Below are 21,178 nucleotides of genomic sequence, written 5' to 3'. Positions count from 1 at the left end.
AGTAACACCTCATTGGGATGTGAGCAAAGGCGGGCGGCGCAGCAAGCCATGCACCGGACCGAACACCACGGACAGCAGATACAAACCACCAGCCACCAGCACGATCGCCGGGCCGCTGGGCAGCGAGTAGTAGAACGACAGCAACAATCCGAACCAGACCGAGAGGCTGCCGAGCAAGGCGGCGATGGTGATAAGCACTGGCAAGCGCCGACTCCAGAAGCGGGAAGCGGCGGCCGGCAACATCATCAGACCGACCACCATCAACGCGCCGATTGCCTGGAAACCGATCACCAGGTTCAGCACCACCAGCGTCAGAAATACCCCGTGAGCCATTGGCCCGAGGCGGCTGACGGTTTGTAGAAAGAGCGGGTCGAGGGTGTCCAGCAACAGGGGTTTGTAGATGAGGGCCATGGCGATCAGGCTGAAGCCCGAGACCCAGAGCATGCCGGTCAAGGTCGGGCCATCGACCGCCAGCGCTGAGCCAAACAGCAGGTGCAACAGGTCCAGACGCTTGCCGGCGATGCCAAGGATCAGCACGCCACTGGCCAACGAGATCGGGTAGATCGCGGCCAGGCTCGCGTCCTCCCGCAGGCCGGTGCGGCGGGTGATCCAGGCGGCCAGTCCGGCCATGCTCAGGCCGGCACCGAGGCCGCCGATGGTCAGCGCGGGCAGGCTCAGTCCGGCGAACCAGAAGCCCAATGCAGCACCGGGCAAGATGCCGTGAGCCACCGCGTCGCCGATCAGGCTCATGCGCCGCAAGATCAGAAACACCCCAAGCGGAGCGGTGCTGCACGCCAGAACGAGACCACCGAGCAGCGCCCGGCGCATGAACACGAACTCGTGGAACGGTTGCCAAAGGTGGGCGGCGATCATCAAGCCACCTGCGTCTGGGGTTGTTGGCTAATCAGCTCGGTACTGGCACCCAGGACGCAGCCGCTGCTTTTGATCAGCAGAGCCTGTGGAATATGTTGGCGCACGGCGGCCAAGTCATGACACACCACCACAAGCGTTCGGCCTTCGGCATGCCAGGCGTGGATGTGTTTCCAAAGCAGCGCCTGACCGAGTTCGTCGAGGGCGGCATGGGGTTCGTCGAGCAGCAGCAAGGGCGCTTCGGCGAGGCTCAGTCGGGCGAGCAGGGCACGCTGCAGTTCGCCTCCGGAGAGCGCCATCAACGGACGATGGTCCAGACCGATCAGGCACCAGTCTTCCAGCGCAGACTTGAGGCGTTGGCTGCGTATCTCCGGCGCCTGTTTGCTGCCCCAGAAACCTGCGGCCACCAACTCTTGCAGACTGATGGGGAATTGCCGGTCCAGGTGTTGTTGCTGAGGCAGGAACGAGAGGCCGCCTTTGCGTGGAACATCAATGATGACTTTTCCGGCCAGTGGCTTTTGCAGGCCGGCGATGACTTTCAGCAGACTGCTTTTACCCGAACCGTTAGCACCGATGACAGCGGTCAGACTTCCTTTGGGTAACTGGAAGTCCACCGACGGAGTGAGCGGTTGACCGGGTGCGCCCCAGCGCAAGGCTTGGCATTGAATCATGCGGCCTCCCAGTTCCAGCGGCTTTCGGCGACGGCGTCGTGGGCGTGAAGACTTTCGGCGTGGACGACTCGCACGTGAAAGGCATTGATGCCCGGTGAGCGTTTCAGGGCCAGGTTCAAGCGTCGGGCAGCGTCTTCGCAGAACATCAGGTTCTGACCGTTGGCGAGGGCGAAAGCTTGCTCGTCGGCGCGTTTTACGGCGGTTTGCACAGCAGTGCCAAGGGCGGCTTCCGCGTCATTGATTGCGGTGATCAGCGGCAGGTCATCCAGATAGTCGTGCAGACGCAGCTGCAATTGCGCGTTGCTGCGTTGGCTATGTGGCGTCGCGACGATGCCTTTCGTGGAGCCAAGCCAAGCCAGAACGTCGGCGTGTTGCAGTGGTTGATTGGCGAAGTCATCAACGAATTGCTGCTGAATCAACTGCCTCGAAAGGGCTGCTGAGCACGGACAAGTTGAGGAATAAGGAATGTCGATTTTTAGTTCCACGTGGAACATCGTGTTTTTCAAACTCGCTTCGATGCTCACCGGATAAGTTTTCCAACCGGCCAGTGGGCTGACGAGCGCAGGTCTTTTGAGCAGCAGATCGGTATGAATTTTCAGGTAAGCATTCCGGGAAAGCCCTTCGTGGGTCTCGAGAAAACTCTGCAGGACTCGCCGCAACAAAGCAGGTGAAAGGCATTCCTGCTCAAGCATTTCCAGCGCCAGATACAGCCGCGACATGTGGATACCGCGCGCCTCTCCATCGTCGAGGCTAACGCCAGCGTCGGCCTTTGCACTCAGTCGCTGGCCATCGAATAAAACAGGAAGAGCAATGCCGCACATGCCCACCCAATCGAGTGGCAGGGCTTGGCGTGAGGCCTGCGCGGCGATATCCGGCAGAGTCAGCGCATTCATGAGCAGGTCCATCATGGGAGTTGATTTGGCATGTTATATTATAACAATCAAATCGACGATGCTTTTCCATGAACAGACTTTCATCATGCGCAGGCGTCACTTGCTCTATCTCACCTTTAGCGCCAGGCCTAGCAGCCGGTTATCCGGCTACACGTGAATTTGCCGCTGCTGCCACCGGAACTGGAGAACCGATTGAGGGTTGTCCAGCCAACCCGGCGGTTGTAGCCGACCCAGGCTTCGCCATCGGACGCGATGCCGGTAAAGAACGTCAGTTGCCCGTAGCGGCTGTTGGTTTGCGCCCAATAGCGTTTGCCAACCACTTCAAAGCCGCGCAAATAGATCGTGCTACCGACAGTGTTGACGCTGTAGGCATTGCCGTCGGCATCCACGCAGGCCAGCAGATTGGCGCTGCGGGTACAGTTGGCCAGGCTCGGGATTTGTCCCCAGGCATCGACCGCAATCAGCAGCCAAAGGCTCAACAGCGAGAATTTCAGAGCGTTTCCCATGGCATTTCTCCAGGGGCGGACGGGCTTTCGCATCGTGCCCTTTGTCGTCGTGGGCAAGAGGGGAGTGGTCTGATTTAGTTGTTATACTATAACATAAATTAAGCCCGACATTGCGACCGGGCATCCCTGTGAGGAATACCTGATGCCCAATCGTCTCCCCGTGACCGTCCTGTCGGGCTTTCTCGGCGCCGGAAAAAGTACACTTCTTAATTACGTACTACGTAATCGCGATAATTTGCGGGTCGCAGTGATCGTCAACGACATGAGCGAGATCAATATCGATGGCAGTGAAGTTCAGCGCGATGTCAGCCTGAACCGTGCCGAAGAAAAACTCGTGGAAATGAGCAACGGCTGCATCTGCTGCACCTTGCGTGAAGATTTGCTCGAGGAAGTCAGCAAACTCGCCAGGGACGGTCGTTTCGATTACCTGCTGATCGAGTCCACCGGGATTTCCGAGCCGTTGCCCGTGGCGGAAACCTTCACGTTCCGCGATGAAGAAGGGCAGAGCCTGACTGACATTGCGCGACTCGATACCATGGTCACCGTGGTCGACGGCATGAACTTCCTGCTCGACTACCAGGCCGCCGAAAGCCTCGCTTCTCGTGGCGAAACCCTGGGCGAGGAGGACGAGCGCTCGATCACTGACCTGTTGATCGAGCAGATCGAATTCGCCGACGTGATCCTGATCAGCAAGATCGATTTGATCAGCAGTCAAGAGCGCCAGGAGCTGATCGCGATCCTCGAGCGGCTCAATGCCCAGGCCGAAATCATTCCGATGGTCATGGGCGAAGTGCCGCTCAAGAAAATCCTCAACACTGGGCGTTTCGACTTCGAAAAGGCCGCCCAGGCGCCAGGATGGCTACAGGAATTACGCGGTGAACACGTGCCGGAAACCGAGGAGTACGGCATCGCCTCCTCGGCTTATCGGGCGCGACGACCGTTTCATCCCCAACGCTTTTTCAGCTTCATCGACCGCCCGTGGGTGAACGGCAAACTGCTGCGTTCCAAAGGCTTTTTCTGGCTGGCCAGCAAACACATGGACGCAGGCAGTTGGTCCCAGGCCGGCGGCTTGATGCGTCATGGGTTTGCTGGGCGCTGGTGGCGTTTCGTGCCGAAAAATCAGTGGCCTCAGGACGAAGAAAGCACCGCCGGGATCATGGAAAATTGGACGGCCGCTACCGGCGATTGCCGCCAGGAACTGGTGTTTATCGGCCAGAACATCGACTTCGCGCAACTCACCGCCGAACTCGATAACTGCCTGCTGACAGATGCTGAAATGGCTATGGGCGTGGAGGAATGGCGGTTGTTGCCCGATCCGTTCGGCCCTTGGCACGAAGAGGCGGCCGCCTGATGTTGGCGCCCAATCTGAAGTTGCGACCGGTCATTGGTCAGGTTCGAGGTGATACGCCAAAAGTGTTGACTGGGATTCTGGACGACGGCGTAAATCTCGCCCTCTGGCAACGTCAACTCCCGGCGCACATTGCCGATTTCGGTCGCTTGCTGTTGTCCTTGAACGAGCCGCTGGCCGAGTCGCTGTCCCTGGAAATGGCCGACGATGACGCCGAACCCAATCTCCACGGTTTAGCCTCAGGCTTCAGTGACCTGGAAGGCTACGAAGGCTTTATCGCCGACGTTTCCTGGCTGGTCAGTGCCTTCGCCTGTTTGTTGGGCGCTCAGCGCATCGGCCTGCGCCTGCGGGTTCTGGATAAAGCCATGTGCCCGCGTTTTCACGTCGATCATGTGCCGGTGCGGTTGATCACCACCTACGCAGGGATCGGCAGCCAATGGCTGAAAGAAGGGGCGATGGATCGTCGGCAGTTAGGCAAACCCGAAGCTGAACCGCAGGACGATTCGCTGATCCAGCAAATGACCAGCGGTGAAGTGGCGTTGCTCAAAGGAGAGAAGTGGCGCGGCAACGAAGGCTTCGGCCTGATCCACCGCTCGCCGCAGCCGGCACCGGGGGAGCGTCGTTTGATCCTGACCCTCGATTGGCTGAGCTAGCGGCTCAAGGTTTGAGCCAGGTTCCCTGGCTCTGGGCTTCGCAAAACGGCTTCAAATACGCCGCATCGGTGGCCACGCCGTAATAGTGAATATCCTGCCGGTAGGGCATATTGGCGACTTGTGCGTTGCTGCACACCCCGAACGCGCCGGCGGGGCATTGGTCGACGTACTGCACCTCGACTTTCTGCCCGGCCAGATTCGGCTGGCAGAAACCGTCGGCGAACAGTTTTTCCGGGATGTTGCGGTTCTGCTGGCAGACCTTCACGTCGAGCCGCTCAGCCGTGCTGTGCACCACGCAGGCCTGGGCCAGCGCTTCGCTCGACGTAAGTACCAGAAGTAACGACCATCCCATCAACCGCATCCCTTACCTCCTCAGAAAACCTCGACCATGTTGCAGAACATTCCCACCCACGTCATTGCCGGTCCGCTGGGTGCTGGCAAGACCAGCCTGATCAAGCACCTGCTGGCGCAGCGGCCGGCCGGTGAGCGCTGGGCGGTGCTGATCAACGAATTTGGCCAGATCGGCCTGGATGCTGCGCTGTTGACCCGGGACGCCGATGGTATCGCACTGGGGGAAGTGGCCGGGGGCTGTTTGTGTTGCGTCAATGGTGCGCCGTTTCAGATCGGCCTCGGGCGGTTGTTGCGCAAGGCACAACCGGATCGACTGTTTATCGAGCCCTCCGGGCTGGGGCATCCGGCGCAGTTGCTCAGGCAATTGAGCGAGGCGCCGTGGCAAGGCGTCCTGACGGTGCAGCCTTGCGTGCTGGTGCTGGACGCCCAGGCGCTCGCGGCCGGAAAACCGCTGCCTGCAGCGCAACAGCAAGCCCTGGACAGTGCCGGGTTGCTGTTGCTGAACAAGGCGGAAAACCTCGATGACAGTGATCGCCAGCGAATCGTCGCACAATTGCCGCCACGTCCTTTGTACTGGACGCAGCAGGCTGTCTTGCCGCTGAGCGAGTTACCGGGTCTCGAGGCTCAGGCTGTCGCGGGTGTGGATAACTTCATCATGCCCAAGGGATTGGCGCAGATGCCGGCGATCTGGAGCGATCCCACGCTGCCGATTTGCTTGAGTCAGGCGCAAGAGGGGGGCTGGAGCGTCGGCTGGCGCTGGCATCCGAGTCAGACATTCGATGCCGTGTTGATCGGAAAATGGCTCGAGGGCCTCGAATGGCGGCGGGCGAAACTGGTTATCCACAGCGTCGAGGGGTGGGTGTCGGCCAATGGGCTGGATAACTCGTTACTGGATTGGCAACCCAGCGAATGGCGACGGGATTCGCGCATCGAATTGATTTTCAGTGAGGTGCAGGATGTTGAGTCGCTGCAAAGAGGTCTGGCTGATTGCCGGTTGGGTTGAATATCAAAAAATCGGTTGAACGCGGCCCGAGCCTGCGGCAGTTCCAGGTGCGATCTTTTGATTTATGGACGCCACTTGGTGTGTTCTTGCCGCCACTGGCTCAACTCGATCACCTGGGCGCCGGGCTTCGCGACATCGACCACCGGAGGTGTGTCGTCGAATGGCATCGGGTAGGGCGCGAGCTCTATCTGTGCGCTATGGGCGCCGAACTGGGTGATGGTGCCGGTGTGGCGGGTTTCGCCGGTCACGGTGAATTCGAAGTTGTACACACGGGCCAGGCGCCGACGGCCGTTGGCGTCTTTAATGAAAGCGATCTTTTTCAAGGCTACGTTGCCGTCCAGCAGCTCGATCCGCAGCTTGGCGCAATGCTGCTGAACCCGCTCCAGTGCGCGTTCGCGCAAGCCGTGGTTGTGCCACAACCACGCGCCACCAGTGGCGAGCAGCATCAGCACGAAGATATTTCCGAGGGTCAGCATCAACAGGGTGCTCCAACAAGATAGCGTCAGCTTAACTGCGTCTCTGGTCTGTCGTACAGGCTGCGTTTAGTCGCATACTGCGTGGCTCGAATTTCAATCGGTTACGGAAAACTCACCGCATGAAACGTACGCCTCATCTGCTCGCCATCCAGTCCCACGTGGTGTTCGGCCATGCTGGCAACAGCGCCGCGGTTTTCCCGATGCAGCGGGTCGGGGTGAACGTCTGGCCGCTCAATACCGTGCAGTTCTCCAACCACACGCAATATGGCCAGTGGGCCGGGGAAGTGCTGTCCCCGCATCAGATTCCGGAATTGGTGGAAGGGATCGCGGCAATTGGCGAGCTGGGTAATTGCGATGCCATCTTGTCCGGCTACCTCGGCAGCGCGGCCCAGGGCCGGGCGATTCTCGCGGGAGTGGAGCGAATCAAATCGATCAATCCCAAAGCCTTATACCTGTGCGACCCGGTGATGGGCCATCCGGAGAAGGGCTGCAGCGTGCCGGCCGAAGTCAGCGATTTCCTGCTGGAAGAGGCGGCGGCGGTAGCGGACTTCATGTGTCCGAACCAGCTGGAGCTGAACAGCTTCGCGGGGCGTAAGGCGCAGTCGTTGTTCGATTGCCTGGCCATGGCGCGGGCGCTGCTGGCACGCGGTCCGAAGGCGGTGCTGGTCAAGCATCTCGACTATCCCGGCAAACTGGCGGATGGCTTCGAGATGTTGCTGGTGACCGCTGAAGGCAGTTGGCACCTGCGTCGGCCGCTGCTGGCATTTGCGCGCCAACCGGTGGGCGTTGGCGACCTGACTGCCGGGCTGTTCCTGGCGCGGGTGCTGCTGGGTGACAGTCTGGTGAGCGCCTTCGAATTCACCGCGGCGGCGGTGCATGAGGTTTTGCTGGAAACCCAGGCATGTGCCAGCTATGAGCTGGAACTGGTGCGGGCACAGGACCGAATCGCCCATCCCCGGGTGCGGTTCGAGGCGATCGCGATCAGCCTTTAAAAGCTTCGCGGGCAAGTCGGATCCGACTTGCCCGCGAAAGCGACCTAAAGACCGAACACGTCAGGCGTCGCCCTTGATGTCCTGATAACGCTTTTCCAGTTCCTGACGAATCTGCCGACGCTGCTGGGCCTGCATGTAGCGTCGCTTGTCTTCACTGTTCTGCGGTTGCAGCGGCGGGACCGCAGCCGGTTTGCGCTGGTCATCCACTGCGACCATGGTGAAGAAGCAGCTGTTGGTGTGACGCACCGAGCGCTCGCGGATGTTCTCGGTCACGACCTTGATGCCCACCTCCATCGAGGTATTGCCGGTGTAGTTGACCGAGGCCAGAAAGGTCACCAGTTCGCCGACATGAATCGGCTCGCGGAAGATCACCTGATCCACCGACAGGGTCACCACGTAGCGACCGGCATAGCGGCTGGCGCAGGCGTAGGCCACTTCATCGAGGTATTTGAGCAGGGTGCCGCCGTGGACATTGCCAGAGAAGTTGGCCATGTCGGGGGTCATCAATACCGTCATCGACAGCTGGGCGTTTCCGGGTTCCATAACGTACTCACGGGTTCAAGGCAGCGTTTCGGGGTTGCACCTCTGTGGGTGCTTGTCGGTGTTTTTCAAACCAACAGTTATCGGGACGCCGGGCGGGGGGCTGCCGTCACGCCCGGATCGATCTGTTTCCATATATTGCACCGTCCTCCCGCTGGAAGTCGCGGTGTTACCCTTCAAAAGCCCGTCTCCAAGGAGCCACACACCATGCATGCCATCAGTTTCATTCAGGATCTGGCAGTGATCATGTTGATCGCGGGTGTGGTGACCGTGCTCTTTCATCGTCTCAAACAGCCGGTGGTGCTCGGCTACATCGTCGCCGGTTTCATCATTGGCCCGCACACGCCGCCGTTCGGCCTGATCCACGACGAAGAGACCATCAAGACCCTCGCCGAACTCGGGGTGATTTTCCTGATGTTCTGCCTGGGCCTGGAATTCAGCCTGCGCAAGCTGTTCAAGGTCGGCGCCACGGCGTTCATCGCGGCCTTCCTGGAAATCGTCCTGATGATCTGGATCGGCTACGAAATCGGCCGCTGGTTCGACTGGAATACCATGGACTCGCTATTCCTCGGCGCGATCCTGGCGATTTCCTCGACCACCATCATCGTCAAGGCGCTCAATGACCTGAAGATGAAGAACGAGCGTTTTGCGCAGTTGATCTTCGGCGTACTGATCGTCGAAGACATCCTAGGTATTGGCATCATCGCCTTGCTATCGAGCATTGCGGTCAGCGGCACGGTCAGCTCCGGCGAGGTCTTTTCCACAGTCGGCAAGCTTTCACTGTTCATGATTGTCGCACTGGTCATCGGCATTCTGCTGGTGCCGCGACTGCTGGCTTACGTGGCCAGATTCGACAGCAACGAGATGCTGCTGATCACCGTGCTGGGCCTGTGTTTCGGCTTTTGTTTGCTGGTGGTCAAACTTGAATACAGCATGGTCCTCGGTGCGTTCCTGATCGGCGCGATCATGGCCGAGTCGCGCCAGTTGCTGAAGATCGAGCAGTTGATCGAGCCGGTTCGCGACCTGTTCAGTGCCATCTTCTTCGTCGCCATCGGCCTGATGCTCGACCCTATGATCCTGCTGCAATACGCCTGGCCGATCGCGGTGATCACCGTGGCGGTGGTGCTGGGCAAGATGCTGTCCTGCGGCCTCGGCGCCTTTATCGCCGGCAATGACGGACGCACCTCACTGCGCGTGGGGATGGGGCTTTCGCAGATTGGCGAATTCTCCTTCATCATCGCGGCGTTGGGCATGACACTGCAGGTCACCAGCAACTTTCTCTATCCGGTGGCGGTGGCTGTCTCGGTGATCACCACACTGTTGACGCCGTATCTGATCCGCGCGGCCGATCCGTTGTCGATCAAGCTTGCCGCGGTGATGCCGCAGCGTCTGGCCCGTGTGCTGGGGATGTATGCCGAATGGCTGCGCAGCATCCAGCCGCAGGGCGAGGGCGCGCTGTTGGCATCAATGATTCGGCGGATTCTGTTGCAGGTGGGGGTCAATCTGGCGCTGGTGATTGCGATCTTTTTGTCGGGCGCCTTCTTCGCCGAGCGCATATCCATTTACCTTCAGGGCTGGATCAGCAACCCGAGCTGGCAGAAAGCGTTGATCTGGGGCGGGGCATTGCTGCTGTCGCTGCCGTTCCTGATCGCTGCTTATCGCAAGCTCAAGGCATTGTCGATGTTGCTGGCAGAAATGGGTGTGAAGCCGGAGATGGCTGGCCGCCACACACAGCGAGTGCGTCGGGTGATCGCCGAAGTGATCCCGATCCTCTCGCTGCTGGTGATTTTCCTGCTGCTGGCGGCCTTGTCGGCCAGTATTCTGCCGACCAACAAGTTGCTGGTGCTAATTGTTGTGGTCGCGGCCGCGGTGGCGGCGCTGCTCTGGCGCTGGTTCATCCGGGTGCATACGCGGATGCAGGTGGCCTTGCTGGAAACCCTGGATAACCACAAGGAGTCGTCCGGGCATTGACCACGCGGCGCAACAGGGGCGGATCAGCTTTCCAGCCAGACGTCCCGCGCCCAGTGCCAGACCGACTCCCAGGTTTCTTCGGCGAGCAACTCTTCCTCGGCCAGCCACAGCACCACGGTGCCGTCCTCTTCGACACAGTAGTAGTTGTCGCCGTCCTGGCAGATCGGGATCAGGCTGCGATCAACGCCAGCGTCCCAGGCGTTGGCGGCAACGTCCGGCAGGTAGGTGTGGGACTGCGGGTCGGTGACGGTCACCGGCTCCAGGCTGCCATAAACCACATCGCTGACGGTCAGCAGGAACTCTTTGAATACGAATGGAATGTCGATGAACAGCTGTTCTTCGATTTCTACCAGCAGATCTTCGTCGGGCAACTCCAAGGGGACCGGTACCGGTTCGTTGGCTTCACGCAGTTGTTCGATGATTTCTTCCACGTCCGGGATCCTCTTGCTTGATGGCGCGGTTTAGTTGGGGCGGTTTATACAGTAGCTCGCTATAGATGCAACCGTGAAATAGAAAACCCCAGCCGAGGCTGGGGTTTTATTACAGCAGATGAAGCGCGGAAGGTGCTCAGCCGTTCTGGCGGATACCCGCTACCAGCCAAGGCTGGTTTTCGCCCTGTGCACGTTCCATGTTCCAGCTTTCGCTGAACACTTCGCCCTGGTCGAAACGCGAGTTCTTCGACACGCCGCTGAAGGTCAGGGTGGCGATGGTCTTGTCCGCACGATCATCGACGCCGTCCAGTTGTACCTGGAGGTTGTCGATATAGGTCGACTGGAAGCCGTCGCCCAGGTCGGCACGTTCGCGCTTGAGGAACTCCAGCAGTTGTGGCGTCACGAACTCGGCGATCTTGTCCATTTCGTTGGCGTCCCAGTGCTGTTGCAAGGACTGGAAATGGTTGCGGGCGGCTTCGACGAAGCGCTCTTCGTTGAACCAGGCCGGAGCGTTGATCACCGGACGAGCGGCAGCAGGTGCAGCCGAACCGCCGAAGATCGAACCCATGGCAGGCTTCTGCTCGAAAGCTTCACGTTGCATCGGCGCGCCGGCCGGAGCCAGGTGCTCCTGCTGCTTGCGACGACGAGCGGCAATGAAGCGGAAGACCAGGAAGGCGATGACCGCCATAATCAGGATGTCGAAGATCTGCATGCCCTGGAAGCCGTCGCCCATGAACATGGAGGCCAGCAGGCCACCGGCCGCGATACCGGCCAGAGGGCCGAGCCAGCGCGAAGCACCGCCGGCCTTGGCGGCAGCGCCAGCGGCACCGGCCGCGCCGGCAGTGGCGGCAGCACCGCCCACGCCCGGAGAAGAAGGAGCCATTTGGCTGGTCTGGTGAGTCGGCGCAGCGCCGGAGCTTTTGCCGCCACCAAAGCGCTTGGCCGCATTGGCGTCGAGGCTCATCGTCAGGCCGATGCACAACGCCATGGCGATGCTAAGAAAACGTTTCATAAAGGGAATTCCCATTTGTGGATGGCACGCGCGCCATGTTGCACAGCTGAAGTGTTGCTGGCTAGCGGCAGAGTGTTTCGGGCTTTTGCCTGACAGGTTCTGTTCAGCTTCAATCAGCGCAATCAGGCTTATTAACGTTGGTCTGTAGGATGAGTGGATAAGTTCTGTAGGAATGCCCGCAGCGGGCGCAGCGCAGATAGATCGTTCCCACGTAGCGTGGGAACGATCAGGTCGTACTAAATGGCTTCCAGCTTGGCATAGCCCAGCATCAACCACTTGCTGCCTTCGCTGAAGTTCACCTGCACCCGAGCCTGAGCACCGGCCCCTTCGAAATTCAGGATCACACCATCGCCAAACACCGAATGCCGCACAGTCTGGCCTAGGCTGAACCCGGTTTGCGGGATCTCGCTGCCGCCGAACAGGCTGCTGGAACTCTGCTGCTGGCCACCACCGAATGGGCGGCTGACGCTGTTGGACAGCCGCACTTCCTGGACCAGGCCTTTGGGCACTTCACGTACGAACCGCGACACCTTGTTGTAGGTCTCGCTGCCGTACAGGCGCCGTGTTTCCGCATACGTCAGCACCAGGTTCTGCATTGCCCGGGTGATGCCGACGTAGGCCAGACGCCGCTCTTCTTCAAGGCGCCCGGGTTCTTCCAGGCTCATCTTGTGCGGAAACAGACCTTCTTCCATGCCCACCAGGAACACGTAAGGGAATTCCAGACCCTTGGCGCTGTGCAAGGTCATCAACTGAATGCTGTCTTCGTGTTCGTCGGCTTGGGTGTCTCCGGCCTCCAGTGAGGCGTGACCGAGGAACGCCGCCAATGGCGACAGCTCTTCGTCTTCTTCGCTGTTTTCGAAGTTACGCGCGGCGCTGACCAGTTCCTCAAGGTTTTCTACCCGGGCCTGGCCTTTTTCGCCTTTTTCCGCCTGGTGATAGGCGATCAGCCCCGATTGCTCGATGACGGTCTGGGTCATCAGATGCAGCGGCATTTCCAGGCATTTGGCGGCGAGGTTCTCGATCAGCTCCATAAACGCCCCAAGGGCGCTGGCGGCACGACCGGTCAGGCCCTTGTTGGCCACCAATTGACGCATGGCTTCCCACATCGACACATCGCTATGGCGCGCATGATCGCGGATGGCTTCGACGGTTTTTTCGCCAATGCCACGGGCCGGAACGTTGATCACCCGCTCCAGGGCCGCATCGTTGCCACGGCCTTCCAGCAAACGCATGTACGCCATGGCGTTCTTGATTTCTGCCCGTTCGAAGAAGCGCTGGCCGCCATAAATGCGGTACGGAATGCGCTCACGGAGCAAGGCTTCTTCCAAAACGCGGGATTGGGCGTTGGAGCGGTACAAAATCGCGATATCACTGCGAGCCAAGCCGGTTTTCAGCGCACTTTCAATGGTTTCAACCACGTAGCGTGCTTCATCGTGTTCGTTGAACGCGGCGTACAGATTGATCGCTTCGCCTTCGCCGCCATCGGTCCACAGCTCTTTGCCCATGCGCCCGGTATTGTTGGCGATCAGGGCGTTGGCCGCCTTGAGGATCCCGGCGGTGGAGCGGTAGTTCTGCTCCAGACGAATGATCTCGGCATCCGGGAAGTCGTCGGAATACTGATAAATGTTCTCGATTTTTGCGCCACGCCAGCCGTAGATCGACTGATCGTCGTCGCCAACCACCATCAGGCTATCGCCGCCCTTGGCCAACAGACGCAACCAGGCGTACTGCACGGCGTTGGTGTCCTGGAACTCGTCCACCAGAATGTGCCGGAAGCGTTTCTGATAATGGGCGAGCAGGCCGGGATGGTCGCGCCACAGGTCGAGGGCGCGCAGCAGCAGTTCGGAAAAGTCGATGACGCCGGCGCGCAGGCACGCGGCCTCGTAGGCTTCATAAATGCTGCGCATGGTCGCCAGGAACAGATCGCCGCTGGCTTGAATATGTTGCGGGCGCAGACCTTCGTCCTTCTGCCCGTTGATGAACCACTGGGCCTGCCGGGCCGGCCAACGTTGTTCGTCCAGGCCCAGCTCGCGGATCACCCGCTTGACCAGCCGTTGCTGGTCGTCGCTGTCGAGAATCTGGAAGGTCTGGCTCAGCCCTGCCTCCTGCCAGTGCGCCCGCAACAAGCGGTGCGCCAGGCCGTGGAAGGTACCGACCCACATACCGGCCGGGTTGATACCCATCAGCTGTTCGATGCGATGACGCATCTCGGCAGCAGCCTTATTGGTGAAGGTCACCGACAGAATGGAGTGGGGCGAGGCGTTTTCGACCTGGATCAACCAGGCGATACGGTGCACCAGCACTCGGGTTTTACCGGAGCCAGCACCGGCCAGGACCAACTGACGACCCACGGAGGCCGCTACGGCCTGGCGTTGGGCATCGTTGAGGGAGTTCAGCAGAAGGGAGAGATCATCGCGCATCGGGGCATTCTAGGGTGCGCCGTCACACCGGGCAAACCGAGCTTTGCATTAGCCGATGAAAGAAGCACTGATGACGACCGGTCGGTCACTGGCTGCAAGCGGAGGCGGGGCCCGTCTGGCTGCTTTTGGCGTCGATGCGGGTGGCCGATATTTTTGTCTATTTTTTGACCTGAGGCAGTTTGGTCCGGGCATTTGCTTGTGTATGCTCCGTTCACAATTCGGGCTCGCATGCTCAACTATAAGAACAAGAACATTGCCTATGACCCTCAGTTCCGACCTGTCGGGCCCCTCTGTGGAGCCTCGGGTTATCCGCAAACAGTACGCCATGGAGATGGCGGTCGAACGCACGCGTCTGCTGTATCAGGGTTCACTGCTGCCGACGCTGTTCATGCTGATCAACGGTCTGGTGTGCGCCGGGTTGCTCTGGAGCCCGCAGCGATACTTCGTGGTCAGCGTCTGGCTGATCTGGTTGTTGTCGCTGGTGGCGTTGCGAGTGATTCAGGTCGCGGCCTTCGATTCGGCGATCCCCCACCGTCAGGCCCATCCGATCTGGCGTCGCATGTTTCTGCTCGGCTCGGCCATGACTGGTCTGACCCTGGCCGGTGCCGGCATCGCGCTGGTGCCCGCTGACAATTTCATGCAGCAAGCCTGGGTGTTCGGTCTGATTGGTGCCGCTACCCTCTCGGCGAGTGTCGCGTATGCGGTCAGCCTGCCGGCCTTTCTATCCTTTACCTTGCCCTGTCTGTTACCGGCCATCGGCTACCTGTTCTGGGGTGGCGACGAGCAGGAGCAGGGCTGGGGCTGGTTCGGGCTGATTTTGCTGGGGGCATTGAGCGTGGTCGCCTGGCAAGTCAATCGGCTGATCGACCAGGGGTTGCTGCGGCGCTTTCAGAATCAGGCGCTGATCGAGCACTTGCAGCAAGCGCAAAGTCGCAGCGACCAGCTCAATCATGAACTGGCCAAGGAAATCGACCAGCGCCGCCGCGCCGAAGAAGAATTGCGCCAAACCCAGGTCGACCTCGAACACCGGGTCGCCCAACGCAGTCTGGAGCTGGACGCGGCCAATCAGGCTTTGAGCAAGAGCGAAGCGCGGTTGGCGCTGGCGTTGAAGGCGAGTGAGCTCGGTTTGTGGGACTGGAACCTGCAAACCGACGAAGTCCATCACACCCAGCTTCAGGAGTTGTTCGGGCTGGAGCCGGAATACGTGACGGCGATGCTGCGTCACCTCAAGCCGAGGCTGCACCCCGACGACTTGCCAGCGCTGAAGCGGGCGCTGGTCGAGCATTTGAAGGGCCGCACCGAGGATTATCAGATCGAGTACCGGGTGCGGCATGGCGATGGCCATTGGGTCTGGATCGAGGACCGTGGTCGAGCAGTGGAGCGCAGCGAAAACGGCCGGGTGATCCGCATGGTCGGCACCCGCCGCGATATCAGCGCCAGCAAGCACCTGGAAGAGCAGCGTCAACTGGCGGCGACAGTGTTCGAGGCGGCCAGTGAAGGTATCGTGATTTTCGACCCGAATTACGCGCTGATCGCCGTCAATCAAGCCTTCAGCCAGGTGACTGGCTATGGCATCGACGACATGCTCGGACGCAATGTGGTCGATTTGCCCTGCAGTCGCGACGCCCGCCGGCATTACGCGGCGATTCGTCAGGCGCTGGAACAGCACGGTAGCTGGCAGGGCGAGCTGGTCGAAACGCGCAAGAATGGCGAGTTGTATCCGCAATGGCTGCAACTGAACGCCGTGCGCGATCCCCGGGGAAACGTGAGTCATATTGTCGGCTTTTTCGCCGATCTGTCCGCTCGGCGTGAATCCGAAGAGCGTATGCGCTACCTCACCCATTACGACGAACTCACTGGGCTGGCCAACCGTTCGTTGTTCCGTGAGCGACTGAGCGAGGCTCATCAGCGGGTGCGCCAGGGCGGGCGGCGCAGCCTGGCGTTGCTGCACATCAATCTGGATCGTTTCAAGCTGCTCAACGACAGCCTCGGTCACGAAATTGCCGATCAACTGTTACAGAAAATCGCCCGGCGGTTGGTCAATGCGTTGCCCGAAGCGGACACCATCGCCCGCTTGTCCGGCGATGAATTTGCGGTGCTGTTCGATACCTACGGCAACCTGTCGAGCCTGGCGCGCGTGGCGACCCGATTGTCGGCCAAACTGCGTTTACCGATCACCGTCGAGGGGCATGAACTGGTGGTGAGCGCGTCCATGGGCATCAGCCTGTTGCCGGACACCGCGCGAGAGATTTCCGCGTTGGTCAGCCAGTCGAACATGGCCATGCAACATGCCAAACACTTGGGCGGCAACAACTTCCAGTTTTACACCGACAGCCTGCAAGCCAGCACCCTCGAGCGTTTGCAGCTTGAGAACCAGCTGCGCAAAGCCATCGAAGAAAAGCAACTGAGGGTGTTCTACCAACCGAAGCTCTGCCTCGCCACCGGCCGGCTGAATGCCGCCGAGGCGCTGGTGCGCTGGAATCACCCGACCCTGGGCCAGGTACCGCCGGGGGATTTCATCGGTCTGGCCGAGGAAACCGGGCTGATCGGCGCTATCGACGAGTTCGTATTGCGTCAGGCCTGTTGGCAAGCCTGCGAGTGGCAGCGGCAGGGGCTTGAGCCAATTCGAGTGTCGGTCAACCTGTCGGTGCATCAACTGCGTCAGGGGAAACTCGTCAGCCTGGTGCGCCAGTTGCTGGAAGAAACCGGCCTGGCGCCGCACTACCTCGAACTGGAACTCACTGAAAGCCAATTGCTGGACAGCGTCGAGCACATCATCGCGACCTTCCAGCAATTGCGTGATCTGGGGGTGAAGCTGGCGATCGACGATTTTGGTACCGGTTATTCGTCTCTGAGTTATCTGAAACGGATTCCGGTGGATTACGTGAAAATCGATCAGGCATTTATCCGCGGGTTGGGGGAGAGCAGCGAGGACACGGCGATCACCCGGGCGATCATTGCCATGGCCCACGGGTTGTCGTTGAAAGTGGTGGCTGAAGGCGTCGAACGACCGGAGCAGCTGGAGTTTCTGAGGGTTGAGCGTTGTGATGAAGTGCAGGGTTATTGGATCAGCCGTCCGGTTGAGGCTGCTGACTTGGCCGAGCTGTTGCGCGCGGACGCAAAAACCTCGTAGGTGCTACATGGAGCATATGTCGCGTGATACGGGGACATTGAGTTACGCATTGAGCAGGCAAAAAGCCGATTCATGTAGTATAACTACAAGCGTGCTACATCCCGGCGCCTGCCAATAACAAAGAGTCCTGCCCCTTGAATCTGCTGCAACACATCGCCCAGTCACGCCACCTGTTACGTAAGTCGGAGCTCAAGGTCGCCGACCACGTGCTGCTTGATCCTGCGGCGGTGATGCACAGTTCCATGGCCGACCTGGCCCACAGCGTGGGCATCAGCGAGCCGACCATCGTGCGGTTTTGCCGCGCCATCGGGTGTTCCGGGTTTCAGGACTTGAAACTGAAGCTGGCGCAGAGCCTGGCAGCCGGTGCGAGCTTCGGGCAATTCGCGATCCATGAAGATGATTCGGTTGCCGACTACAGCCTGAAAATCTTCGACACCACCCTGCACACCCTGATGGAGGTTCGCGAAAAGCTCGATCCGGTGGCGTTGCAGAAAGCCGTGACCGCGATGTCCCAGGCCCAGCGTGTCGAGTTCTACGGTTTCGGCGCCTCCGGTGCGGTGGCGGCGGATGCCCAGCACAAGTTCTTCCGTTTGCTGCTGACCGCAGCGGCGTATTCCGACCCGCACATGCAGGCGATGTCGGCGGTGACGTTGAAGCCGACCGATGTGGCGATCTGCATTTCCCAGTCCGGGCGTTCGAAAGACCTGTTGATCACCGCCAACCTGGTGCGCGAAAGCGGCGCCTCGCTTATCACCTTGTGCCCGAGTCAGACACCATTGGCCGAGCTGTCGACCGTCAACCTGGCGATCGACGTGCACGAAGACACCGAAATCTATACGCCGTTGACGTCGCGTATCGCCCACCTGGTGGTGATCGATGTGCTGGCGATGGGCGTGGCCATGGCTCGCGGTCCGAGCCTGGTCAATCACCTGAAAAGCGTCAAACGCAGTCTTCGCAGCTTGCGGTTGTCGCCCAAGTCAGTAAAAGCGCTGGACGATTGATTCGTCGTTTGTCTTGATGACGCCCTTCGTTGTAGGAGCGATGCTTGCCCGCGAAGGCGTCATCAAATTCATCACATCAAATGACATTTTTCATCTCCCTGTAACCCTCCCGCCGCCAAACCGTCATCCCTCGCGCCTATCGTGAAACTCCCGTACTCGCCTTGGGAGACTCGAAATGGCCCAGCCCTACGAAGAACGCAACAGCGCCGTCAAAACCCGTCGTCAGCAAGAAGACCAGCGCCGCATGGAATTTCGCCGCGCTATCGAAGATCGCTGCGAACGCCGCCAGCTTCTGGCCGAAATTGGCGAATTTCCTGACGGCCTCGAACTCAACTACTGGCAGGCAGCGCCGGCAACTTCCCGTCGAAACGCTCAACCAGCGCGCTGATCTGCGCCCGTTCGCTGCGGATAAACGCAAGGAATGCGTGGGCCACTGGCGATAGCCGTTTGGCTTTGGCCTGCACCAGGCACCAGCTACGCAGCAGCGGCAGCTCTTCGACCGGCAGTTCGATAAGGGCGCCGGTCGCCAACTCAAGGTTCAGGGCATGGCGCGTTAACAGCGCCAGGCCCAGACCCGCCAGCACGCATTCACGCTGAGCTTCCGCCGAGGCGACCTCCTGGGTCTGCGTGAAGTGCACGCGCTTCTCTTTGAAATACTCTTCGCAGGCCAGTCGCGTGCCGGAACCGGGTTCGCGCAACAGCAGCGTGTAGGGCTCCAAATCCTGCAAGCGCAGCGGGCCCATGTGGCACAGCGGATGATCCGGTGGCGCCACGGCGACAATCGGGTTGTTGAGGAACGGCAGAAACTCCAGCCCCATGTCTTGGGGGACCATCGACATGATCACCAGATCATCACGGTTATCCGACAGACGCCGGATGACCTGGCCACGGTTGACCACCGTCAGGTGCAGGTTCACTTCGGGATGCTGGCGTTTGAACGCGGCAAACAAGTGCGGCACGAAATATTTGGCGCTGGATTCCACCGCCAGCTTCAGTTGGCCCTGCAATGAGCCTTGCATGTCCGACAGCTGCATATCGAGGTTTTCCAGGCGCCCGAAAATGTCCCGGCTGGCGCGCTGCAGGGCTTCGGCTGCCTCGGTCATGTAGAGCTTTTTGCCGACATAATCGAACAAGGGCTGACCGATCAGCTCTTCGAGTTGACGAATCTGTAGGCTCACGGCAGGTTGTGTGAGAGACATTTCGTCGGCAGCACGGCTGTAGGACCTGAGATCGCACACCTCATTGAAGATCTGCAATTGACGCAATGTCATACGCATCAATGACTTACGCATTTTCTATACATCCCGAGCGAAGGCCGATGACTCAACTATAAGTCTTTGCTTATGCGTGACCCAATTATTATTCATTTTTGTTAATCCCTTGCGAGCGCTAGTGTGGAGCTGCGACTGAATTGAAACATTTAGTCACGCGTCGACCTGGTTTAACAGGTCGTGGGTACCACCGGCTCAAGGGAACCTCCAAGTGATAAAAAAGATCCTGATCGCCAACCGTGGTGAGATTGCCGTACGAATCGTGCGCGCCTGCGCTGAGATGGGCATTCGCTCGGTCGCGATCTATTCCGACGCCGACCGTCATGCCTTGCATGTAAAGCGTGCGGACGAGGCCCACAGCATCGGTGCCGAGCCACTGGCCGGCTACCTGAACCCGCGCAAGCTGGTGAACCTGGCGGTGGAAACCGGTTGCGATGCGTTGCACCCTGGCTACGGCTTCCTTTCGGAAAATGCCGAGCTGGCAGACATCTGCGCTGAACGCGGGATCAAATTCATTGGCCCATCGGCTGAAGTGATTCGCCGCATGGGCGACAAGACCGAAGCGCGCCGCAGCATGATCAAGGCGGGCGTACCGGTCACCCCGGGCACCGAAGGCAACGTGTCGGGCATCGAAGAAGCCCTGAGCGAAGGCGACCGCATCGGTTACCCGGTGATGCTCAAGGCCACGTCCGGTGGCGGCGGCCGCGGCATTCGTCGTTGCAACAGCCGCGAAGAACTCGAACAGGCTTTTCCGCGAGTGATTTCCGAAGCCACCAAGGCGTTCGGTTCGGCGGAAGTGTTCCTGGAAAAATGCATCGTCAACCCGAAACACATTGAAGCGCAAATTCTCGGCGACAGTTTCGGCAACGTGGTGCACCTGTTCGAGCGCGACTGCTCGATCCAGCGCCGTAACCAGAAGCTGATCGAGATCGCTCCGAGCCCGCAACTGACCCCGGAACAGCGCGCCTACATCGGCGATCTGTCGGTGCGTGCAGCCAAGGCCGTGGGTTACGAGAACGCCGGCACCGTAGAGTTCCTGCTCGCCGAGGGCGAGGTGTACTTCATGGAGATGAACACCCGGGTGCAGGTGGAACACACCATCACCGAAGAAATCACCGGCATCGACATTGTTCGCGAGCAGATCCGCATTGCCTCCGGCCTGCCGCTCTCGGTGAAACAGGAAGACATCGTGCACCGCGGTTTCGCGCTGCAGTTCCGGATTAACGCCGAAGACCCGAAAAACAACTTCCTGCCCAGCTTCGGCAAGATCACCCGTTACTACGCGCCCGGCGGTCCCGGCGTGCGCACCGATACGGCGATCTATACCGGCTACACCATTCCGCCGTTCTACGATTCCATGTGCCTGAAACTGGTGGTCTGGGCGCTGACCTGGGAAGAGGCGATGGACCGTGGCTTGCGAGCGCTGGACGACATGCGCGTGCAAGGGGTCAAGACCACCGCCGCGTATTACCAGGAAATCCTGCGTAACCCGGAATTCCGTAGCGGCCAGTTCAACACCAGCTTCGTTGAAAGCCACCCTGAACTGACCAACTACTCGATCAAGCGCAAACCCGAAGAGCTGGCCCTGGCCATCGCCGCCGCCATCGCCGCCCACGCAGGCCTGTGAGGAATAGAA

Annotated in this window: 20 protein-coding genes; 9 read left to right on the top strand and 11 right to left on the bottom strand. The window is 59.9% G+C overall.

Annotated features, from left to right (window positions below):
* Positions 1-9: 9 nt before the first annotated feature.
* From HCU66_RS15840 to HCU66_RS15825, 4 genes are all read right to left on the bottom strand, one after another.
* Positions 10-876 carry a metal ABC transporter permease gene (locus HCU66_RS15840; protein ID WP_205889364.1) on the bottom strand — a complete coding sequence of 289 codons (867 nt, stop codon included), beginning with the start codon at positions 874-876 and terminating at the stop codon, positions 10-12.
* Entirely contained in the window at positions 873-1,541 is a 669-nt protein-coding gene (locus HCU66_RS15835; protein ID WP_205889363.1) for a metal ABC transporter ATP-binding protein, read from the bottom strand. The genes HCU66_RS15840 and HCU66_RS15835 overlap by 4 nt, the downstream gene beginning before the upstream one ends.
* Positions 1,538-2,434: a GTP cyclohydrolase FolE2 gene (folE2, locus tag HCU66_RS15830; protein ID WP_205889362.1), complete on the bottom strand. Its 897-nt coding sequence runs from the start codon at positions 2,432-2,434 to the stop codon at positions 1,538-1,540. Before folE2 ends, HCU66_RS15835 begins: the two co-directional genes overlap by 4 nt.
* A 128-nt stretch (positions 2,435-2,562) precedes the next feature.
* Entirely contained in the window at positions 2,563-2,940 is a 378-nt protein-coding gene (locus HCU66_RS15825; protein WP_205889361.1) for a glutamine synthetase, read from the bottom strand.
* A 142-nt stretch (positions 2,941-3,082) separates the two neighbouring features.
* Here HCU66_RS15825 and zigA point away from each other — a divergent pair, with 142 nt between their 5' ends.
* The gene (zigA, locus tag HCU66_RS15820; protein WP_205889360.1) at positions 3,083-4,291 is read left to right on the top strand and encodes a zinc metallochaperone GTPase ZigA; all 1,209 of its coding nucleotides are present in this window, start codon (positions 3,083-3,085) and stop codon (positions 4,289-4,291) included.
* Positions 4,291-4,941, top strand: a complete 651-nt coding sequence (locus HCU66_RS15815) for a DUF1826 domain-containing protein (RefSeq protein ID WP_205889359.1) — start codon at positions 4,291-4,293, stop codon at positions 4,939-4,941. Before zigA ends, HCU66_RS15815 begins: the two co-directional genes overlap by 1 nt.
* A 4-nt stretch (positions 4,942-4,945) precedes the next feature.
* Here HCU66_RS15815 and HCU66_RS15810 read toward each other — a convergent pair whose 3' ends face one another.
* A complete protein-coding gene (locus HCU66_RS15810; RefSeq protein WP_205889358.1) occupies positions 4,946-5,302 on the bottom strand; it encodes an NADH:ubiquinone oxidoreductase in 357 nt (118 codons plus the stop codon).
* A 27-nt stretch (positions 5,303-5,329) separates the two neighbouring features.
* Between HCU66_RS15810 and HCU66_RS15805 the strand changes: the two genes are divergently transcribed.
* Positions 5,330-6,295 (top strand): CobW family GTP-binding protein, encoded by a 966-nt coding sequence (locus HCU66_RS15805; protein ID WP_205889357.1) that lies wholly within the window; start codon positions 5,330-5,332, stop codon positions 6,293-6,295.
* A gap of 62 nt (positions 6,296-6,357) precedes the next feature.
* Here HCU66_RS15805 and HCU66_RS15800 read toward each other — a convergent pair whose 3' ends face one another.
* The gene (locus HCU66_RS15800) at positions 6,358-6,771 is read right to left on the bottom strand and encodes a DUF3301 domain-containing protein (RefSeq protein WP_205889356.1); all 414 of its coding nucleotides are present in this window, start codon (positions 6,769-6,771) and stop codon (positions 6,358-6,360) included.
* A 119-nt stretch (positions 6,772-6,890) separates the two neighbouring features.
* On the opposite strand from HCU66_RS15800, the gene pdxY reads away from it, so the two are divergent.
* Positions 6,891-7,763: a pyridoxal kinase PdxY gene (gene pdxY / locus HCU66_RS15795; RefSeq protein WP_205889355.1), complete on the top strand. Its 873-nt coding sequence runs from the start codon at positions 6,891-6,893 to the stop codon at positions 7,761-7,763.
* Positions 7,764-7,823: 60 nt separating this feature from the next.
* On the opposite strand, the gene HCU66_RS15790 is transcribed toward pdxY, so the two are convergent.
* Positions 7,824-8,306, bottom strand: a complete 483-nt coding sequence (locus HCU66_RS15790) for an acyl-CoA thioesterase (protein WP_007896533.1) — start codon at positions 8,304-8,306, stop codon at positions 7,824-7,826.
* Positions 8,307-8,510: 204 nt separating this feature from the next.
* On the opposite strand from HCU66_RS15790, the gene HCU66_RS15785 reads away from it, so the two are divergent.
* Positions 8,511-10,274 carry a cation:proton antiporter gene (locus HCU66_RS15785; protein ID WP_205889354.1) on the top strand — a complete coding sequence of 588 codons (1,764 nt, stop codon included), beginning with the start codon at positions 8,511-8,513 and terminating at the stop codon, positions 10,272-10,274.
* A 23-nt stretch (positions 10,275-10,297) separates the two neighbouring features.
* On the opposite strand, the gene HCU66_RS15780 is transcribed toward HCU66_RS15785, so the two are convergent.
* The 3 genes from HCU66_RS15780 to uvrD form a co-directional block, all read right to left on the bottom strand.
* Positions 10,298-10,705: an SMI1/KNR4 family protein gene (locus HCU66_RS15780; RefSeq protein WP_205889353.1), complete on the bottom strand. Its 408-nt coding sequence runs from the start codon at positions 10,703-10,705 to the stop codon at positions 10,298-10,300.
* 136 nt (positions 10,706-10,841) lie between these two features.
* Complete coding sequence (locus HCU66_RS15775; RefSeq protein WP_205889352.1) at positions 10,842-11,717, bottom strand: Tim44 domain-containing protein; 876 nt, start codon at positions 11,715-11,717, stop codon at positions 10,842-10,844.
* Between the two features lie 236 nt (positions 11,718-11,953).
* Entirely contained in the window at positions 11,954-14,137 is a 2,184-nt protein-coding gene (gene uvrD, locus HCU66_RS15770) for a DNA helicase II (RefSeq protein ID WP_205889351.1), read from the bottom strand.
* A gap of 259 nt (positions 14,138-14,396) precedes the next feature.
* Here uvrD and HCU66_RS15765 point away from each other — a divergent pair, with 259 nt between their 5' ends.
* From HCU66_RS15765 to HCU66_RS15755, 3 genes are all read left to right on the top strand, one after another.
* Positions 14,397-17,270: an EAL domain-containing protein gene (locus HCU66_RS15765; RefSeq protein ID WP_205889350.1), complete on the top strand. Its 2,874-nt coding sequence runs from the start codon at positions 14,397-14,399 to the stop codon at positions 17,268-17,270.
* Positions 17,271-17,404: 134 nt separating this feature from the next.
* Positions 17,405-18,271 (top strand): transcriptional regulator HexR, encoded by an 867-nt coding sequence (gene hexR, locus HCU66_RS15760; RefSeq protein WP_003187110.1) that lies wholly within the window; start codon positions 17,405-17,407, stop codon positions 18,269-18,271.
* Between the two features lie 175 nt (positions 18,272-18,446).
* Entirely contained in the window at positions 18,447-18,659 is a 213-nt protein-coding gene (locus HCU66_RS15755; protein ID WP_007934450.1) for a PA3496 family putative envelope integrity protein, read from the top strand.
* Here HCU66_RS15755 and HCU66_RS15750 read toward each other — a convergent pair.
* Positions 18,601-19,563 carry a LysR family transcriptional regulator gene (locus HCU66_RS15750; protein WP_205889349.1) on the bottom strand — a complete coding sequence of 321 codons (963 nt, stop codon included), beginning with the start codon at positions 19,561-19,563 and terminating at the stop codon, positions 18,601-18,603. The genes HCU66_RS15755 and HCU66_RS15750 overlap by 59 nt on opposite strands.
* 190 nt (positions 19,564-19,753) lie before the next feature.
* Here HCU66_RS15750 and HCU66_RS15745 point away from each other — a divergent pair, with 190 nt between their 5' ends.
* Positions 19,754-21,169, top strand: coding sequence for an acetyl-CoA carboxylase biotin carboxylase subunit (locus tag HCU66_RS15745; RefSeq protein WP_205889348.1), 1,416 nt, complete (start codon positions 19,754-19,756; stop codon positions 21,167-21,169).
* Positions 21,170-21,178: the final 9 nt, after the last annotated feature.

Source organism: Pseudomonas frederiksbergensis, from assembly GCF_017114915.1.
Taxonomy (GTDB): Bacteria; Pseudomonadota; Gammaproteobacteria; order Pseudomonadales; family Pseudomonadaceae; genus Aquipseudomonas; species Aquipseudomonas frederiksbergensis_I.
The sequence above is the reverse complement of the archived record's forward strand: the minus strand, read 5'-3'. Positions and strand labels throughout refer to the sequence as shown.

Coding starts and splice junctions, on each gene's coding strand:
- HCU66_RS15835 (WP_205889363.1), bottom strand. CDS start 1,541: ATGATTCAATGCCAAGCCTTGCGCTGGGGCGCACCCGGTCAACCGCTC.
- folE2 (WP_205889362.1), bottom strand. CDS start 2,434: ATGAATGCGCTGACTCTGCCGGATATCGCCGCGCAGGCCTCACGCCAA.
- HCU66_RS15825 (WP_205889361.1), bottom strand. CDS start 2,940: ATGGGAAACGCTCTGAAATTCTCGCTGTTGAGCCTTTGGCTGCTGATT.
- zigA (WP_205889360.1), top strand. CDS start 3,083: ATGCCCAATCGTCTCCCCGTGACCGTCCTGTCGGGCTTTCTCGGCGCC.
- HCU66_RS15815 (WP_205889359.1), top strand. CDS start 4,291: ATGTTGGCGCCCAATCTGAAGTTGCGACCGGTCATTGGTCAGGTTCGA.
- HCU66_RS15810 (WP_205889358.1), bottom strand. CDS start 5,302: ATGCGGTTGATGGGATGGTCGTTACTTCTGGTACTTACGTCGAGCGAA.
- HCU66_RS15805 (WP_205889357.1), top strand. CDS start 5,330: ATGTTGCAGAACATTCCCACCCACGTCATTGCCGGTCCGCTGGGTGCT.
- HCU66_RS15800 (WP_205889356.1), bottom strand. CDS start 6,771: ATGCTGACCCTCGGAAATATCTTCGTGCTGATGCTGCTCGCCACTGGT.
- pdxY (WP_205889355.1), top strand. CDS start 6,891: ATGAAACGTACGCCTCATCTGCTCGCCATCCAGTCCCACGTGGTGTTC.
- HCU66_RS15790 (WP_007896533.1), bottom strand. CDS start 8,306: ATGGAACCCGGAAACGCCCAGCTGTCGATGACGGTATTGATGACCCCC.
- HCU66_RS15785 (WP_205889354.1), top strand. CDS start 8,511: ATGCATGCCATCAGTTTCATTCAGGATCTGGCAGTGATCATGTTGATC.
- HCU66_RS15775 (WP_205889352.1), bottom strand. CDS start 11,717: ATGAAACGTTTTCTTAGCATCGCCATGGCGTTGTGCATCGGCCTGACG.
- uvrD (WP_205889351.1), bottom strand. CDS start 14,137: ATGCGCGATGATCTCTCCCTTCTGCTGAACTCCCTCAACGATGCCCAA.
- HCU66_RS15765 (WP_205889350.1), top strand. CDS start 14,397: ATGACCCTCAGTTCCGACCTGTCGGGCCCCTCTGTGGAGCCTCGGGTT.
- HCU66_RS15755 (WP_007934450.1), top strand. CDS start 18,447: ATGGCCCAGCCCTACGAAGAACGCAACAGCGCCGTCAAAACCCGTCGT.
- HCU66_RS15750 (WP_205889349.1), bottom strand. CDS start 19,563: ATGCGTAAGTCATTGATGCGTATGACATTGCGTCAATTGCAGATCTTC.